The 17,885-nt window shown below is 52.5% G+C and carries 13 protein-coding genes; 9 read left to right on the top strand and 4 right to left on the bottom strand.

What is annotated here, in order from left to right; all coding sequences use genetic code 11:
• Positions 1–22: 22 nt before the first annotated feature.
• The 4 genes from V9K95_RS21745 to V9K95_RS21760 form a co-directional block, all read right to left on the bottom strand.
• Positions 23–1,081 carry a nucleotidyltransferase domain-containing protein gene (locus tag V9K95_RS21745; protein WP_336442223.1) on the bottom strand — a complete coding sequence of 353 codons (1,059 nt, stop codon included), beginning with the start codon at positions 1,079–1,081 and terminating at the stop codon, positions 23–25.
• Between the two features lie 425 nt (positions 1,082–1,506).
• On the bottom strand, positions 1,507–2,730 hold the full coding sequence (locus V9K95_RS21750; protein WP_307277664.1) for an adenylate/guanylate cyclase domain-containing protein: 1,224 nt from the start codon (positions 2,728–2,730) through the stop codon (positions 1,507–1,509).
• A gap of 166 nt (positions 2,731–2,896) precedes the next feature.
• A complete protein-coding gene (locus V9K95_RS21755; RefSeq protein ID WP_336442224.1) occupies positions 2,897–4,117 on the bottom strand; it encodes a glycosyltransferase family 4 protein in 1,221 nt (406 codons plus the stop codon).
• 42 nt (positions 4,118–4,159) lie between these two features.
• Positions 4,160–4,729 (bottom strand): MarR family transcriptional regulator, encoded by a 570-nt coding sequence (locus tag V9K95_RS21760; RefSeq protein WP_336442282.1) that lies wholly within the window; start codon positions 4,727–4,729, stop codon positions 4,160–4,162.
• A 256-nt stretch (positions 4,730–4,985) separates the two neighbouring features.
• Between V9K95_RS21760 and V9K95_RS21765 the strand changes: the two genes are divergently transcribed.
• From V9K95_RS21765 to V9K95_RS21805, 9 genes are all read left to right on the top strand, one after another.
• Complete coding sequence (locus V9K95_RS21765) at positions 4,986–6,695, top strand: type I secretion system permease/ATPase (protein WP_336442225.1); 1,710 nt, start codon at positions 4,986–4,988, stop codon at positions 6,693–6,695.
• Positions 6,692–8,110, top strand: coding sequence for an HlyD family type I secretion periplasmic adaptor subunit (locus tag V9K95_RS21770; protein ID WP_336442226.1), 1,419 nt, complete (start codon positions 6,692–6,694; stop codon positions 8,108–8,110). Before V9K95_RS21765 ends, V9K95_RS21770 begins: the two co-directional genes overlap by 4 nt.
• Before the next feature lie 295 nt (positions 8,111–8,405).
• Entirely contained in the window at positions 8,406–9,065 is a 660-nt protein-coding gene (locus V9K95_RS21775; RefSeq protein ID WP_115054044.1) for a calcium-binding protein, read from the top strand.
• 79 nt (positions 9,066–9,144) lie between these two features.
• Entirely contained in the window at positions 9,145–11,403 is a 2,259-nt protein-coding gene (locus tag V9K95_RS21780) for a glycosyltransferase family 2 protein (RefSeq protein ID WP_336442227.1), read from the top strand.
• The gene (locus tag V9K95_RS21785) at positions 11,400–12,245 is read left to right on the top strand and encodes a class I SAM-dependent methyltransferase (RefSeq protein WP_115054043.1); all 846 of its coding nucleotides are present in this window, start codon (positions 11,400–11,402) and stop codon (positions 12,243–12,245) included. The genes V9K95_RS21780 and V9K95_RS21785 overlap by 4 nt, the downstream gene beginning before the upstream one ends.
• Positions 12,242–13,495: a glycosyltransferase family 4 protein gene (locus V9K95_RS21790; protein WP_336442228.1), complete on the top strand. Its 1,254-nt coding sequence runs from the start codon at positions 12,242–12,244 to the stop codon at positions 13,493–13,495. The genes V9K95_RS21785 and V9K95_RS21790 overlap by 4 nt, the downstream gene beginning before the upstream one ends.
• Positions 13,496–13,505: 10 nt before the next feature.
• Positions 13,506–14,279: a hypothetical protein gene (locus V9K95_RS21795; protein WP_336442229.1), complete on the top strand. Its 774-nt coding sequence runs from the start codon at positions 13,506–13,508 to the stop codon at positions 14,277–14,279.
• A 17-nt stretch (positions 14,280–14,296) separates the two neighbouring features.
• Positions 14,297–16,537, top strand: coding sequence for a hypothetical protein (locus tag V9K95_RS21800; protein ID WP_337345123.1), 2,241 nt, complete (start codon positions 14,297–14,299; stop codon positions 16,535–16,537).
• On the top strand, positions 16,534–17,862 hold the full coding sequence (locus tag V9K95_RS21805) for a glycosyltransferase family 4 protein (protein ID WP_336442231.1): 1,329 nt from the start codon (positions 16,534–16,536) through the stop codon (positions 17,860–17,862). Before V9K95_RS21800 ends, V9K95_RS21805 begins: the two co-directional genes overlap by 4 nt.
• Positions 17,863–17,885 lie beyond the last annotated feature (23 nt).

Raw genomic sequence — 17,885 nt, forward strand, 5'->3', positions numbered from 1 at the left:
GCATGTCCGGCGCTCTTTTTTGCTACCAGTCAGGTGTCAGGCTTGGAGGTGCATTTTTAACTGCAGCCGAGTCGAACTCCGAGGCAAGCTGGCGTAGGGCAAATGGTAAAGCCTGTAGGTCGCTCGATTGGAAGGAGAGGTGGGCAAGGTATTTATTTATAAGCTCGGCAACGACACGTGCCTGCTGCTCATCCCGCAAACGTTTGGCTGCATCTCGATCCGAACGACGTGAAAGCCACAATTTGTGGAGTGCGAAGGCTCTAGGGTCGGGACAGGAGAAACTGACTGGATATCCTCGTTCGTCTATCACTGTCTCGGATGCTTTGGGACTGTTAACCAGCCAAGAAAGCCCCTCAATCTCTATCGCCTGCAAATCTTCGGCATCGGCGCTGAAGCGGTTTTTCTCGTTGGAGGAGAGAATATCTTTTGGCATAGGCTTGATAAGGTCAACCAGAAACCCATCACGGTTTGCCGCCCGGTATCCATTTTTGGCAAGAGGGCGAAAAGAGTGATCAATTTTCTGCAATAGGCCGATCAAGCCTTTGTTAGAGAAATCCTTAACGATGAGCCTTAAACTGAAACGCGAATCCATCAACAAGTCGACGTCCTGTGTGGACAATAGCCCGCCGCTGATATGAACAGCAGCCATGCGTTCATAGATGAACAGGGCGTTGGTGCCAACAACGTCGACTGCTGTTCCGATAAGGCCGAGTTTGTCGAGCGCCCGAACGATACGGGCTGTCAATAGCGGGACGCGCCCAAGGGACATAGCCCGGTTAACGGGCGCAAGCTGGTCAAGACGCTGTGCCAACCGCGACATACGATCCTTCGAGTCGTCGCGACCCGAATGAAACTGGTTATGTATCAGTTCTGTTGCGGCTGATTTTGGACCCAAAGATTTCCAGATGCCATTGGTCTTCTTGTAAAGATAAGTCTTGTCATTGATGCTTTTCTTCCATGACATAGACCCAGAAAACCGCTGTTCATAGTCTTTCGCGCTGGTTCGATAAACATCATAAACCTGCGCTGTATCAACCTGTTGGCGAATTTGCTCTGATGATAACGTTTTGAATTTAATCATGTTATCCCTAGAATGTTCGATGAACTTTAGAATAGGGATAATAGCATATTATGCAAGTTTAAAACTATGAAAATAAACGAATTATCCCTTTAATGATGTTTTCTTGGTGCGCAAGGGATAATGGTAGTTCCATAACTATTATTACGTGATTTTCTGCTTTTAGCGGGTGGGTTCAAGGATGAAGTGCGACTTGCAATAGATAACAGTGGCTTATCGCTTGCAAGGAGTTGCCCATGAAATGCACCTACTCCCAGATTGATATGGATGAACGCCGTAAGATCGCTCGAAGGACTGAACCCCTACAAAAATGATAACCGGTGGGCAAAAGCAGGAATCCCAGTTTGACAGTCGACGCGGCGCAATAATGGCGTCAGATTTACGAAGTTGCCAAATCAAATGCGGAGGCGCATAGGTTGTGAAAATGACTACAGGCGTCCAGACCTGGCTCGATCAAGGGTAAAGAGCTCCTGGGCACGTCCCACTCCCCGCAACGCATAACGCCCGACGGAGACGAGTTGGTCTCGCAATTCGCTTGGCAAAGCTTCGGCAAAACTATCGGAAATCAATATGTCCTGGTCAACCGAGCGACACATTGATGCGATGCGACTGACTTCGTTTACCGCGGGACCGACAACTGTAAAGTCGAGGCGCGTATCACTCCCAATATTACCGTAGAATACCTCTCCGATGTGAAGGCCAAGATAGACATCGGTTGCTGGAGCACCATCCGCGTGGCGAACTTGGTTAAGCGTGACAAGGCGTTTGCGTAGCAAATATTCAGCTTCTAGCGCTGCTGCACAATCCTGAGCAGAGTTGCCGTTGGTAAAGATTGCAAGAATACCGTCTCCCATAAGCTTGAGTACGTCGCCGCCCGTTTCGTGTATCGAGGATATGACTGCTTCCGCATAATCATTCAGCATGGGAATGATTGCATCGGGCGATGCTGTATCTGAAATGCGTGTATAGCCTCTCAGATCCGAATACCACAGGACCGCTTCAATACGCTCCGCGGCACCTCGATTGATGCGTCCGGCAAGGACACGCTTAGCGGCATCATGACCTAGATAGACATCGGCCAAGGTCTGGACGATACGGGTCAGCGAGGCGCACTTTATGGCCAATCCCAGTCCTCGCACCATTCGACGGATCGCCACCAGATCCTCTGCACGGAAACCCTGTGGGTCATCGGTAGACCAGGAGGAATAAAAGCAATCCATTTCGCCGATAGTGCCTTCAGAAGAGAAGCGATTTATGAGCGCGAGATAATCAGTGCAGCCTTCGCCTTTGAGCGTGAGCAAATGCGGGAATCCCAAGTCTTTTTCCCGTCCCAGCTGCACGCGCATTTCATCGTCGCCCGCATTCAACATGCTGTAAAAGGTTGATGTCTGCCAGTTGCTTGCGCTTTCACCCTCCTGCGAAGAACCATATTCAATGATCGCGCGCTCGACCTGCCCTTCCCTGCGCCATAGAAAAACCCGGCCTTCGTAGATGGGGTGCAGCGTGTCGACAAATGCATTTGCTCGCTCAAGCCGGATTCCAGCATCAAGACAGCGCTGGCAAAACCCATTCATAAGTTCTGTTTCGCTGGCGCCGGAGAGCCCTTGCATGTCCAGCCAGGTTTCAATTTCTGCGATCTTGGCTTCGTTCATTGCCATACCTGCCTACGAGATGCGCGATGGTTAGCACTGTTACGCGATTTTGACAAAGACAGACCTGCTTTTGAACTGATTTATGGGCAGCTACATGCGGAGGCCAGCACAGGTGAGGTTCAGGGCGGAAAAGCCGCGGCTATCAGGGATAGCAATTGTCAAATACTCAACCTGCCTTGGCAATTGACCCAATCAAAGCTTTTTGACGTGTCAGACAATCCGTAAGTTGGAAGCGATGTTCGACTGTTCTGCGGGCAGCGATACGCAATGGCATATAATCGTCTGGCTTGTGCAAAACACGTAAAAGGGTGTCGGCCAAAGCGTCGGTATCATAAAACGGCACAAGTAAGCCATTTTTCCCCGATCGAATGATCTCCTGCACCGGAGGAGTGTCCGAGCCAATGATCAGAGCGCCACAGGCCATGGCCTCCACCACGGACCAGGAGAGAACGAACGGGTAGGTTAAATAGATATGCGCTGTGGAAATTTGATACAGCTGACGAAGAAGATCATGTGAGATTGGACCAGTAAACAAGACTCGGTCAGCCGGGACATTGTGCTGCGCCAGCATAACCTCTTTCCATGTACCTCCACCTGGCGGCGGCTTGCCATAGCTTACGCCATCGCCGCCCACAAAGATAAAAAGAGCGTCGGAATTCTTGGCCAGAACCTTCGATGCCGCTTCAAGTGCTTGCGGGAAGCCGCGATAAGGTTCCAGATCGCGGGCGACGAATGTGATGATCGGCGGATCCCCTGCCCGCAAAACGCGCCCGTCGGGAAGACGCAGCGAGGCGTTGCGGTCTGGACGAAAGCGTTGAGTGTCAACGCCTTCGTGGCAGACCGCGATGCGGTTTTGTGCAGACGTGGGATAGAGGCTCTTTTGCCATTGTGTAGGGCTAATGCCGCCATCCAGGGCTTCGAGCGAGATGAGCTGGGCGATATTGCGCAGACGCAAGCGCTTGCGTGTATCCGCGTCGGGTAAGTCGTCGGGTGCAAACCCAACATCAGCACCCTCTGCCCTGTAGAAAAATTCGCAATATCCTATCGCAGGTACCTGTGGCAGCACGTCTTTTACAAACATCATGCTGCCCCAGCCTATGTGACCGACAACAATGTCTGGTCGCTGGTCATGACGTATCATGGCCTCAAATGTTTCAGCAACCCGGTGCCCGATCCGAACATGGTGATCCGGTATACCCAGATGTTTTGCCATCTGAGTATCCGATCGAGGGCCGGGTTCTGCCCTGTGTCTGACTACGCGGACCGATGGGAGGCGTCGGTCTACAGTTTCACAAACGAGGCTGACATCATGCCCACTGGAAGCAAGATTTTCAGCCAGAGCAGAAAATTGACCAAAGCCACGTCTGTGCACGAATGCCACATGCATGATTTCAGTCCTTTCCGACCGTTACGGCACACCACTTGATTGTTAAATGCCGTAACGTGCAGCATTACCCCATACCAGTTCAAGCCGATGCAATGTTTGAAATGCAATCTCTAGATTGCGCAGGTCACTATCATCCCGCGCAAGAACCCGATTATAAGCACCGCCAGCGTCGCGCAAATTGGCGCAAAGCTGTTCGCCTTTTTCCGTCAAACGAATCCTCGCGGATCGCTTGTCGCGCTGTGATGCTACCCTGTCGATATATCCACCATCGGCAAGCTGCTTCAGGTAATAGGAGATGTTGGAGCCGACATAATGGCCGCGGTCCAGTAGTTCTCCAACCGAAAGTTCAACGTCGCCGATGGCAAGAAGAACCATTGCCTGAGCTGGCCCAACATCTTCAACGCCGAGTTTTGTCATCTCTGTCCTGAGCAAACTCGCGAACCTCCGATTGACCCTCTCAATCATTCTTGCCAGTTCAAAATGCGTTACAACCACTGTATGAACTGGATGTCTATGTCCCTGTTTTTCTGCGGTAATTTCGGGGAAATTGGCGGCATCATAGCCGTCAATAGATGTTTCGACTTCCACTTCTTCGTGCAGAAGTTTTTGTATCATCTTGGTCTCCATGATCAAGTTTACTTCAAAATTTGAAGTAAGTTACAAGTATGTTTTCGGTTCTCCTTCGAATATTTCCCCACCGTAAGAACTTTTTTCTGTCACATTCTGCGCAGTATTACTTTACTAGTCTATGGCCTTAGACCAAGGTCGTAGGAGCTAAACCGCGGCTGTGTCATTTCCAAGGCAGAAGTGTATGGTAGATACTCGTCAAATCAATGAGAATGGCAATAGCAATGTTGGAAAAAAAGCGATGACACCTACGGTGCCCACGCCTCAAACCCTTATTTTCAAAGCCCGCCGGGTATTCTTGGCGGGGCTGCTTTATGCTGTTTTGCTCAGTGCATGCATCAACATTTTGCAGCTGACAGTACCGCTTTATATGCTGCAGGTTCATGACCGTGTATTGAATAGCCGCAGCACAGATACGTTGTTGATGCTAACGATTCTTGCGATTGGCGCGTTGATTGTTTTCGGAATTTTGGAGTTCATCCGCGCTCTCTCATTTCAGGCAATGGGCAGCGCATTGGTTCGTCGGCTCAACCTTCCGGTTTTAACCGCAGCGGTACAAGCCTCGGTTGATCAGGGGCTTCCAAAAGCAACGCAATCCCTGCGTGACTTGACCGAGTTGCGTTCGTTTCTGACATCGTCAGCGGTAAGTGCTCCGCTTGATGCAGCTTGGTCTCCTATTTTTCTTGGAGTCCTGTTTTTGCTGCATCCCGTCTTTGGCATTATTGGTATTGTGGCAGTCATCATTCTGATCTGCTGCGGTGTCGTGACGGATTTGATGACACGCAATCTGGTGAAAGACGCCAATCAGGCGAATATCGAGGCAATCTCCAAGATCGGTGCAACATTGCGCCATGCTGAAGCGATTGAAGCCATGGGTATGCTACCTGCTTTGGCCCGTCGCTGGCGTGGCCTGCAGATGAATGCCCTGGATTTGCTTGACCTTGGCGGCAGCCGCAGCCGTGCCATGACATCCATCACTCGCACATTACGGTTCATGATCCAGGTGGTAACGCTCGGCGCCGGCACATTGCTGGCCATGGAGCAAGAAATTTCGCCTGGCGCGATGATCGCCACCAGTATCATTGTCGGACGACTTCTCATGCCGTTTGATCAGGTCGTTGAGACCTGGCGGCAATGGGTAAACGCAATTGGAAACTGGCAGCGGATTCAATCCTTGCTGGCCCAGAATCTCGCAGTGCGACAAACAATGCCGACCCCCAGGCCCCATGGAGATCTTATCGTGGACAGGTTGGTCTATGCCGCGCCTGGTGTCGAAATGCCAATTATCAAGGGCATCTCATTTGCTCTTTCACCCGGAGAGGTTCTCGGTATTGTCGGGCCTTCGGCTGCCGGCAAGTCGACGCTTGCCCGGCTGATGATCGGCATCGTGAAGCCCACGTCAGGAGGCGTCTTCCTCGATGGCAACAACGTGTATTTGTGGGAGCGCGGCTCATTTGGCGAAATTGCCGGCTACTTGCCGCAGTCAGTGGCGCTGCTTGAAGGAACGATCAAGGACAACATCGCACGCATGGGCGACAGTGACCCCCACCGTGTTCTAGAGGCCGCGAGGCTTGCAGATGTTCATGAGATGATCGGAAGACTGCCGCTGGGTTATGATACGCCTGTGGGCGACGGGCGTTTAACGCTGTCAGGTGGTCAACGCCAGCGGATTGGCCTCGCTCGCTGCCTTTACAACCGCCCCCGCCTTATCGTGTTGGATGAACCCAATGCCAATCTTGATGCCGTGGGCGAGAGAGCATTGATGCGGGCCATAGAACAGGCGCGCGATGATGGTGCGATCGTGATCATGATAGCTCATAGACCCACGATTATGCAGGTGGCGGACAAGCTTCTCGTCCTTGAGGACGGCCGTATTACCCAGTTCGGGCCGCGCACGGATGTTGTTGCCTCGATAACACCGACCGGTCCTAAGAGAGCGACTGCATCATGACCGACAAAATCAATCTGCCCAAACGGGTTTCCCAATTGCTTGCCCCGCGCGCCGCATCGACCGGCGACAATCTGCCTACGAAATTTGGCACGGTTCGCCCTGAATGGGTCACCGACCTCGAGCAGGAAGATGCAAAGAGCCCTCTACGCAGGCTGATCATTGCCGGTGTTGCAACGATAGCCATCGCATTTGGTGGTTTTTTTGGCTGGGCTTACTCGGCTGAGCTTGGCAGCGCTGCTGTTGCGCTTGGAACGGTAATCGTTGATTCAAAGCGTAAAACCATCAGTCATTTTGAAGGTGGTATCCTTGATCGCTTGTTGGTCCAGGAAGGCGACGTCGTCAAAGTTGGGCAGCCGCTGGTAAGGTTGGACAACACAAAGGCCCGCTCGGAGTTGCAATCTCTGCAAAGCCGCCGCGTTGGATTGATCGCAAAGCTTGCTCGCCTGCGGGCGGAGCAGGCGGGCGCTACTGAAATCGAGTTTCCAAAAGATTTTGGTGCAGCTGATGATGTCACGGCACAAAATGCCATGAAAGCCGAGCAGATATTTTTCCAAAAGCGCTCGTCCCAAAAGACAAGTCGCATCGATGTTCAGCAAAAAACCATTGAACAATATACCGAGCAGGCAAAGGCATCAGAGGCACAGATCGTAGCCACAGATCGACAGATTGCCCTTATCACCGAACAGCGCGATGCAATCGCCAGCTTGGTCAAAAAGGGTTTTGCCCAAAAATCCAAACTTACGGAGATCGATACCCGGCTAAGCGAACTTGCCGGCCAACGTGGTGAATATGCCGGCGATAAGGCCAAAGCGGAACAGGCCAAAGCAGGTGCCGAGTTTTCGCTAACCGGCATTGAAAGTGATGTGCAATCAGAGATTGCAGGTGAAATTACCACCAGCCAGACTGATCTTGCTGACACCGAAGAGCGAATTGTCGCTGCCAAAGATGTCATGCGCCGGGTCGAGATACGTTCGCCACAGGCCGGTATCGTCGACAATATTCGTCTGCGTACACCGGGCGGTGTTGTTGCAGCCGGCGAAGCAATTCTTGATATTGTTCCGGAAAACGAGCCGATGGTGGTCGAAATGAAGATCAGTCCACGCGATATTGATGGCGTTGCTGTGAATTCTGCAGTTCAGGTCAAATTGACGGCGTTTAATCAACGATCCCTTTCGCCGCTTGATGGAAAGGTGACCTATGTTGCCGCTGACCAGCTTATCGATGAAAAAAGCGAAACGGCCTACTTTGTGGCACGGGCGGAAATTTCTCCCCAGTCGCTGACAGCCAATCCGTCCATCAAGCTCTATCCAGGCATGCCTGCAGAAATCCTGATTGTGCACAAGTCACGTCGAGCGATTGATTACATCGCTGGCCCAATCACCGACAGTTTCAACCGTGCCTTCAGGGAAGATTAGCCGGAAAGCGCTGGTACAGCTGATGTTTTTGAGGATACTTCAAAATTAAAAATAATTTACGCCTAATAAGGATGCATAACTAAAGTATATTGAGTATAAACCGCAATTATAAGTCTAATATAAATATGTCGTAATACATTCATGTAATAAATTGTTACTATAGATTGCCACATTTATATTCATAACATATGTTGCATTTCGATTTGGTGCAGCGCACAATCGTCAAAGCACTCGATCGCCGGGGTATTTTTCCGGCAATGCATAAACTCAATGCAGGACAACAAAGGAGAAGCAGATGGCCACTTTAGAAGGCGGCGCCTACGACGACGTTTTGTTTGGCTCCCGTTTTGATGACTTCATCCACGCCCGTGGCGGTGATGACGTTGTTTTTGGTGGGAACGGAAGTGACACAATATTCGGCGATGATGGGGATGATCTCCTGTTCGGCGGCAACGGAAATGACTCCATTTTCGGTGGCGCCGGTAGTGACATCCTGTTCGGCGATAATGGCAACGACGTCTTGACCGGCAATGACGGCAGCGATGTTCTGTTTGGCGGTCGTGGAGACGATGTTCTTCTCGGCGGTGCAGGCAATGACATTCTGTTCGGCGGGCAAGGTGATGACATCCTTTCTGGCGGTGCTGGAAACGATATCCTTTCTGGCGGTGCTGGCGATGATACACTCATCGGTGGTGCAGGCAGCGATACGTTTGTCTTCAATGGCGGCGGCGGCAACGACGTCGTGCTCGATTTCACTCCAGGTCAGGATCATCTCCAGATTTCGAGTGGCATTAATGGAACGGATATCCACTCGGCTGACGATGTGGCTTCCCATGTTACCCAGGTTGGTGGTGACGTAGTTGTCGATCTCGGCAATGGCGACTCTGTCACACTGGTTGGTGTGAACGCTGACGATGTACTCGCAAACCCAGGCGATTTCTTCGTCGTTCATTAATATCGATTTATGGCGTGCCCTGTCTCCCACAGGGCACGCTTTTTTTCTCGCGTTGCGCAGTGAGTGAAAGGGCAATTTGTTGCACCTAGACCATTCAACGGAAATTGAAGATTACCCACAGGACCTTTCGATCTCGCGCCTTTGCGCCGACGTGGCTGTTGTAATATGGGATATTCCAGCTTCCTCCAAAGCGCTGACAAAATGCACTATCGAAGCATCAAATCCTTTGGTGCCCCTCGTCAGCCTCAGCATGCCGCTCGAAACGGGTGGTCAGCGTATGTTCTGGGCAATGCGGACGAAGGCCGATCCCGTTTCGCTGAGGCTTTCCAATGGCAATTCGACCTCAGACCAGGAAGTAATGCTCTATCCAGCTTCCGAGCTGGGTGCCTTTGATATAGAGCGTGCCTTGAGCAATATCGGCTCGGGCGGACAGGTCAAACTCCTCAACAACCTGCTCGGCACGTGGCGAAGTGCCTTTCGCCTTTCGCAGAACTCAATTTTTGCCGGCGTCGCTCGCGAGGTCACAGTGGCACTTACACCCGAGCCGCGGGAAGTGCGCAGTTGTGGACAGCCAATTGATGGCCTCCATTTGCTGGAGACCGGTCTCAACCCGGACCTTGGAGCTGTTACCGCCATATATGGTATCAGCGGCAATTCGGTCATTTCACTGCCGGTGAAGCTGGTTATTGGCCCTGCGGTCAAAAAGGGCCTGCAACAATGCCACCTGCTTGTGGAATCCGCCCGCGCCCTTCCCCAATCGTTTCGACTGGTTATTTCAGGCAAGAATGGCGTTGCCGTGCGCAAGCTCTCCGACAATGCCAGTGCCTCGGATTTCCAGAAGTGGTGGGGAAAAAAACAGGGGGATGCAAGTTTGCGCGCCTTTCTGGTACGCCATCTTGCAAAGGTGCCTGGCGCCGGCATCGCGACCGCAATCGACATGCAGATAAGGGCTCCGCTCCCTGCCCGTCAAATCGGTAAATCTGCTACTCAGCCTTCCGGCGAAATTGATCTGGCGCTGGCACTGGATGGCGGCTTATTGGTTGGGGGCTGGACGAACGATCCGTCCGGTATGCTCGCCGGTATCGAATACGTAACCGAAGATGGAACAGCCCTTCCACTGAAGCCAAACTTCTACAGTTTTCCAGGCAAAACTGGAAAAGGTGAGGACGGATCACGGTCTGACGTGACAGGTTTTGCTGCCTGGCTTCCGCAGGTCAACAATCTTGGGCCGCTGTTGCAGCCGCGGTTCCAAATGCGGCTGATTTCGGGTGCAACCTCTGCACTTGTGCCACAGATGCAGCCCTTTGAGGCTGGTGCTCAGCGCAACTGTATATTACGCGCTGTCCCGCCACAGCATGCCAAGGCGCAGGTTTTTGAAAGAATTCTGGCGCCAGCCCTGCGGGAGGTCGAGCAAAAGATAGGAAGAATGGTCAAGATCGCCGACGTGAAGGATTACGGTATTATGCCGGAATCACCGTTGGTTTCCCTTGTTATTCCTTTGTACCGGAATCTCGATTTTCTGCGTTTCCAACTTTCCGCTATGGCAACAGATCCCTGGCTCGTCGAGAACGCCGAAATCATTTTCGTGCTCGATTCCCCTGAAATTCAGGACGATACCGAGCACATGCTGGGTGGACTGCACATTCTTCACGATCTGCCCATGAAGCTTGCAACGATGAACCGCAATGGCGGTTATGCGCGGGCATGCAACGCCGGCGCCAGCCTCGCCAATGGCACGATACTGGTGATGTTGAATTCAGATGTCGTTCCCTGCAAGGCGGGGTGGCTGGATGAACTTATCAATCCGCTATTCAAACAGAAAAAACTTGGCGCTGTCGGACCCAAATTGCTGTTTGAAGACGGTTCTTTGCAACATGCAGGCCTTTATTTCGCCCGGGATCAGCGCGGAGTATGGCTCAATCACCATTTTTACAAAGGAATGCCGGGGGACTATGCGCCAGCTCGGGTCGCCCGCTTTGTGCCAGGTGTAACAGGCGCGTGCCTCGTTACGCGAAAGGATATTTACGACCTCGTTGGAGGTTTTACGGAAGACTATGTGATCGGCGATTACGAGGACAGCGACCTTTGCCTTAAAATCCGCCAGATAGGATTCCAGATTGCCTATGAGCCGAACGTCGCACTTTACCACTTCGAGCGCCGGTCAATACGCCGGAGTTCTGATTATATGCGGGGCTTGGCCAGCCAGTACAATTCATGGCTGCATACGCAGCGCTGGAACCGCGACATTTCAGAATTGATGACGAGTTATCTCGACGAGACTGACGAGGATACGGTCACACCTTTTGTTAGTAACAAGTCGGAAAGGAGCGCCGCTTGACCGAGGTCATCGCACTCAAACAATCACCAGCCGATCATGTCCGGGTCTATGATAATGATTACGTTGAATGGCTGATGGAGACCGTGTTGAAGAACCGGTTTCTCCCCTCCCCCGAGCTTGAGAGCATATTTGTTGGGGACGGCAGTTATCAGGCCGTCGGCGCTGAATTTCTCGGCCATTTCATTCGAAAGGGCGGACTGGAAAAAACAGACCGCATATTGGATATCGGATGTGGCATCGGACGCATGGCGGTGCCGCTCACGCAGTATCTCGACTACGAAAAAGGCACTTATTGCGGTATTGATCCCGTGGCTGGCGGTATAGAATGGTGCAATCAAAAACTTAGCCCCATCTATTCAAACTTCGAATTTCGCCACGTGGATATTGCGCATAACCTGTACAATCCAAAAGGCGCCATCGATGGCCTTGAGCTTGTCCTTCCTTACGATGGAAATCAGTTCGATTTCATCATCATGACCTCGATCGTCACCCACCTGCCGGATGAAGAAGTCAGCGCTTATTTGCGCGAAATCGAGCGCCTTCTTGCTCCTGGTGGCCGTCTCTTCATGACCGCATTTGTCGTCGACAAGGTGGCACAGGAAAATGTTTCCAAGAAGCGTGACGCCCGGCTTGGGTTTCAACGCTATGACAATGGACCGTGCTGGTTCGTACCGGAACTGCCGCCGCTTGCAGCTGTGGGTTTCGATGATGGCTTTCTGGACCGAGCGATTACTGGCGCCGGTTTGAACACTGTCCTTAAATCATTCGGTCATTGGCGCGGTGTTTCGTCGGATCATTATCAGGATCTGTTTGTTGCAGAAAAAGACGGGATCCGCCGATGAAGGTTCTCGTTGCTGCCCACAATCATCCCTCCCTCCATCCTGGCGGGACGGAGATTTTTGCGCACGATTTGTTTCGGGCGTATCAACGGGCTGGCTGCGACGCGCTTTTTTTGGGCGCAACCAATCATATTCACCGTGAAGCTCGCCCTGGAACCAGTTTCCAGAGTATCGGCACCACTGGCGACGAAATTCTTCTTTGGTCTGGTCATTTCGACCGTTTCTTCATGAGCCAAGTCGATCTTTATGGAATTGTGCCGGATATTGTGGAACTGCTTCGCGATTTTCGGCCAGATGTCGTTCATCTGCATCACCTGCTGTTGCTCGGTGCCGAATTTCCGCACATCGTCAGACGCACACTTCCCGATTGCCGTATCGTCATGACGCTGCATGATTATTACCCAATCTGCCATCATGATGGTCTGATGGTTCGGACCACAAACAAAGAACTTTGCTACGGCGCAAGTCCTGACCGTTGCCATAGCTGCTTTAAAGAGATCGCGCTCGACAAGTTTGTTTTACGGGAGCGGCATTTGAAATCGCTGCTAAGCACAGTGGACAGCTTTGTTTCACCAAGCGCGTTTCTGAAGCAGCGTTATGTTGATTGGGGTTTGTCAGAACATCTTATTAGCGTGATACCGAATGGACAGCCCGAACGTGCGCCGGTCAAACCATCAGAGACAACCCGCCCCAAGCCGGTCTTTGGTTATTTCGGCAACCTTAATCCGTGGAAAGGCACCACGGTTTTGCTTGAAGCAGCAAAGCAGCTGATTTCCGAAGGATTGGACTTTGAGTTGCGGGTCCATGGCGCGGCGCCATTCCAAAGTGAGACCTTTATTGCCGACATAGACCGGTTGTTCGCCGAGACGTACCCTTTCGTCCAGCGACGTGGAGCCTATCGGCGCGAGGATATTGGCAAGCTCATTGCCACTGTTGATTGTGCAATCATGCCTTCGATTTGGTGGGAAAATGCGCCTTTGGTCATCCAGGAAGCCCAGGGCCTCAATTGCCCGGTGATTACCAGTAATATCGGAGGCATGGCCGAGGCAATCGAGGACGAAGTAAACGGTCTGACCGTCACTCCCAACGATCCTATGGCACTGGCTTCAGCTATCCGGCGTATCGCGGAAGACGGCGACCTGCGTCAGCAGCTTTCCAGTCGCGCACGCCATCCCGACACCATTGCCACATCGGCAGCGAAGTATCTCGACTTGATCGGGACATTGCGCTCGGATCGTGTGGCAGCCGCCTGAAAGGAAGATCATGTCTATAGCGACACAAGTCCCAGCGCAGGCTTTACCACAGCCTCCTGCTGCACCCGTGCAAGATAATGCGCGACCACTGAAGACAGAACCGATGAAGGGCCGGGTCGACGCCGTCGACGATGGACGTCTTTACGGCTGGGCCTTCGATCCATCTGCACCCACCGCGCGGGTGACCATCCGGGTATTGCTGGATGGGAAACCAATCGCCGAAGCAACAGCTGATCAGGATCGCCCAGATTTGAAGCGAAGCGGCATCGGTGATGGCGCGCATGCCTTCAATGTCATGTTGCCGCAATTTGCTTCGATAAGGGCGGCCGAACTGGTAGTGGTTGCTATCAGTGCCTCAGGGGTCGAACAGGTTTTGCGTGTCCCCAAACCCGCCGAACAGGCAGCAGAGGCACTTATCGCTGCGCCAATGACGCGGATATTGGACAAGCTCGACATGCTGATGGCAGCGCAACGTCAGCTGCAGGTTAACCAGAGGTCTCTGCAACGTGCTGCGCCTGTGCTTGATGGCAATAGCGGTAGCTCGTCTGTCGAAGGCCTGGATATTGGCGGTTCAATTGAAGCGATGCGGGGCGACGTAAATAATCGTCTGACCGAGCTAGATGTACATTTGATGCGTCTTGACGGTGTGGTCGGAGGCTTGGAAAAGCGTATTGAATCGCTGCAGAAGCGGTCCAATGGTGATGTGAAGCCGCTGTTCCTTCTGCTTTTTGTTCTTGTCGGTTTTGCCGCGGGAGCCCTTGTTTCCTTGACGATACTCCACTGAACTCGGGAGTAATGCACTTGCGCGATGACAGGAACATATTACCGATAACCAACGCTGCCAAACCAGCGGGAAACCATTCCATTGTCATGGAAGGCGAAATAGTTGTTGGTTGCCCTGTTGACGATGCGCTGGTGCTCGTCATGGGCATAGGGAATTTCAACCTGGAGCACGTGGCGGTGTTCCTCAATGGCGACCCTGCCCTGAGCCTCAAGGCGACCTTGGTGTGCTGGCCATTGAAAAATGCCTCGCCAGCAGGAACCCATGGTTTTGTAGCAGTTCTTCCTACAGGCATACTGCGTCGGGCTTCGCTCAAAACCATCATGTTCCAGCATAAGGCAAAGGTAACGCGCTATACTTTCGCCAATAGAGGCGCATCGGTTGGCGATCTGATTGCCATGATCGCAGATCTGGCAGGGGCAAATCTCCCGTCCGTCATTGACGGGCTTGTGGAGGCCCTGATCTCCGGCCCCATAGGCCGAAAGAAGCTCGCGGCGATTACCGTCTTGCTACAGGCGGGCGCGCGGTCGGATGGATGTGTCGAGCTTATCGGTGGCAGTGATGAGGGTGAAATCTTTGTACAAGGCTGGGCTCAAGACCTCACGCCATCAGTGACGCGGCTTTTCATCAGCGGACGCGCTTCGTCTCTGGCAGAATGTGTGATATCGGTGTTTGCCCGCCCGGATCTGAACGACCAAGCTTCGGGCTTTGCCGGACTGTTGCTTGCCAATGAAACTGTCGAAGCAAGTGATATCGAACGCCTGCTCTTTCGCGGACGGCGCGGATGGCGTTTCACCGAAGTCTATGATCGCCGTCTGATTGTCGGTTCGCGGGAAACGCCAAGTCATGTGCGTGCAATTTTGCCGCGCGTTAGAGGTTCTACAGAAATATTGCTTCGAATGCGTTCGGCTGCCAACCGCTTTGACGGAACTGAGACCGTTTCCGGTTTGCCGCTTCCGGTGCGCGCTGGCATTGATAATGTCCTGCGCGTCGACGGTAGTGGCCTCCTGGTTTCTGGCTGGTTGCTTGATCCCGACGGTCATGTCGAAAGCGTAAAATTGCGTCGTCATCGCGGCGAGTGCCAGCTTGATGGCAACTGGACCCGTATCGACAGGCCAGATGTCACCGCCGAATTCGACAATCGGGCACCTTTCAATGCTGGTCTCGATCCAAATCGGCATGCTCACGGATTTGTTGCCTTTGCGCCGGAACTATCAGGAGACAGCACCGCCCCGTTTTACCTCGAGCTTTGCCTCAGCGATCAGCGGCGCGCCTTTCTGCCTTTGACACCGATCCGGGTCACATCACGAGAAGCTGTTGTCAGACAGATCCGTGCGATTGACCCAAATGCATGGGCACTTCGCCACGTAGTCGACCAACAGCTTGTACCACTTTTGCGCAATGTGAGCCGTCCTGCACCGGAAATCTTCGGTGTCGCGGATGTCGGAGCATTTGATGATATTGAGGGTCCGGCGCTAATCATTGGTATCGATGAGAGAGTTGAAGAAGTTGGACCGCTTATAGCCTTGCTTGCGCTTGATCCCGAAACCCGGGGTTTGCCTGTCGTGATTGCCGGGGCAACTGACGTTATAGACCGTATTGGTGTGCGGGTGCGCAGACTGGCGCAGTTCTACAAGCTAAGTGTCCGGCTGGTTTCGGCAAGCGGCTCGGAGGATCTCTACGATGCACTTGAAGTTGGTGCGCGGGCAGTGTCTTGCGAAACAGTTGTGTTTCTCGCCGCCTCGTTGCTTCCCAGGAACAAGGGTTGGTTTAATAAATTGCTCACGGCTTATGAGATGCGCAAGAATTGTGTTCTCTCGCCCACCCTCGCATATGAAGATGATTCCATACGCTGGGCCGGAACATGGGTGGCTGGTGCGCATTCGGATCGCGCCTTGATCAGCCGTTACGCAGGCTATCCCATTGATGCGGTGACCGGCATGGCCACGACGGAAGTGGCAACGGCGACATTTGAATGTTGTATCATGCCCCGAGAAGCGCTGTTCTCAGTGGACGGCTTTACACGCGGCTACATGGGAACGCATGAAAAAGGCCTGGACCTCGGACTCAAGTTGAAGCAGTCAGGTCTTAAATCCTACTGGTTGCCATCGGCCCAGATGCTGGGCTCTGACGATATTATAGTCTCTGAAAAAGCTTCCACGGTTGCGCTGATAGAGCGGATTGACAGACAGATTTTTGACAGCCGATGGGCCAGGAGTTTCGGGAAAGAAAACACTTTGAAAACGGAGAGCCCGGCATGACCGAACAACTCCGCGTTCTGGTAATTTCTCACGCGCATCCGAACATTTCGCTGGGTGGTGGTGAAATTGCATCGTATAATCTGCACAAGGGCCTGAATGCCCTGCCACGGGTTCAATCCGTATATCTTGCCCGCGCGGGACACCCGATACCGCGTCACGGAACGACTGCACTTATGAGCCTGCGGCGTTCCAGCGATGAAATCCTGTTTCATTCGGACGAGTACGATCATTTTTATCTGTCGAACAACAACACAGACGAAATTCATCGCGACCTTTTACGTTTTGTCGGCGATCTCAACCCACATGTGGTGCATTTCCACCATGTATTGGGCCTTGGTTTGGAAACTCTTTATGCTATTCGCGAGGCGCTTCCCAAGGCAATCATATTGATGACATTTCATGAATACCTTTCTATCTGCAACAATGACGGACAGATGGTCAAAGTTGGTACGTCCAAACTTTGTCATGAAGCGTCCCCTATCGACTGCCACGCCTGTTTTCCTGATATTCCGCCAGCTCGATTTTTGAAGCGTGAGAAGTTTGTGCGCGGAATGCTCGAACTGGCAGACGCCTTCGTTTCACCAAGCGGTTTTCTTGCCGGAAAATATGCAGAATGGGGCCTGGATCCGGAAAAACTGCATGTCATTGAAAATGGCGTGTCGATTGATAGCGTTACGCCGCCGAGGGAACTCTCCGGACCGAAGCCACGCCGGAACCGCTTCGCATATTTCGGCCAGATTACACCATTTAAAGGCATTGATGTGCTTATCGATGCGGTCTCGCGAGTGCCAGAGGAAGTCTGGGGCGAAGATACAAGGCTGATGATATTTGGCGGAAATCTTGAAAAGCAGCCCGCAGAATTTCGAACGCGCATGGAAAAGCTCATTGCAGATGCAGGATCTCGTGTGCGATTTCACGGAGCTTACCAGAATAACGAGATGCCTCGGCTGATGCAGTCCGTCGATTGGGTGTTGATGCCCTCCATCTGGTGGGAGAATTCTCCGATCGTTATTCAGGAAGCCTTGCATCATCGTCGGCCTATTATCTGCTCAAATATTGGCGGCATGGCTGAAAAGGTGCGGGATGGGCAAGATGGATTACATTTCCGCGTGCGGAGTGCCGAAGACCTTGCTGACCGATTCACCGAGGTTTTGAGCGACCCGCTCATTTGGGATCACTTGCATCACTCAATTCGACAGCCGACCAACTATGTCGATTGTGCGGAAGAGCACGTTGCCCTTTACGCAAAATTGCTCCGATCTGTTCATCAAGGCTCAACCCAGACAGTGGCAGCGAACGAAGTCGTTCTTTCACAAGCAAGCTGATTGCTTTCAAAGTTACAAAAAGG

This window comes from Phyllobacterium sp. CCNWLW183 (genome assembly GCF_037203775.1).
Taxonomy (GTDB): Bacteria; Pseudomonadota; Alphaproteobacteria; order Rhizobiales; family Rhizobiaceae; genus Phyllobacterium; species Phyllobacterium ifriqiyense.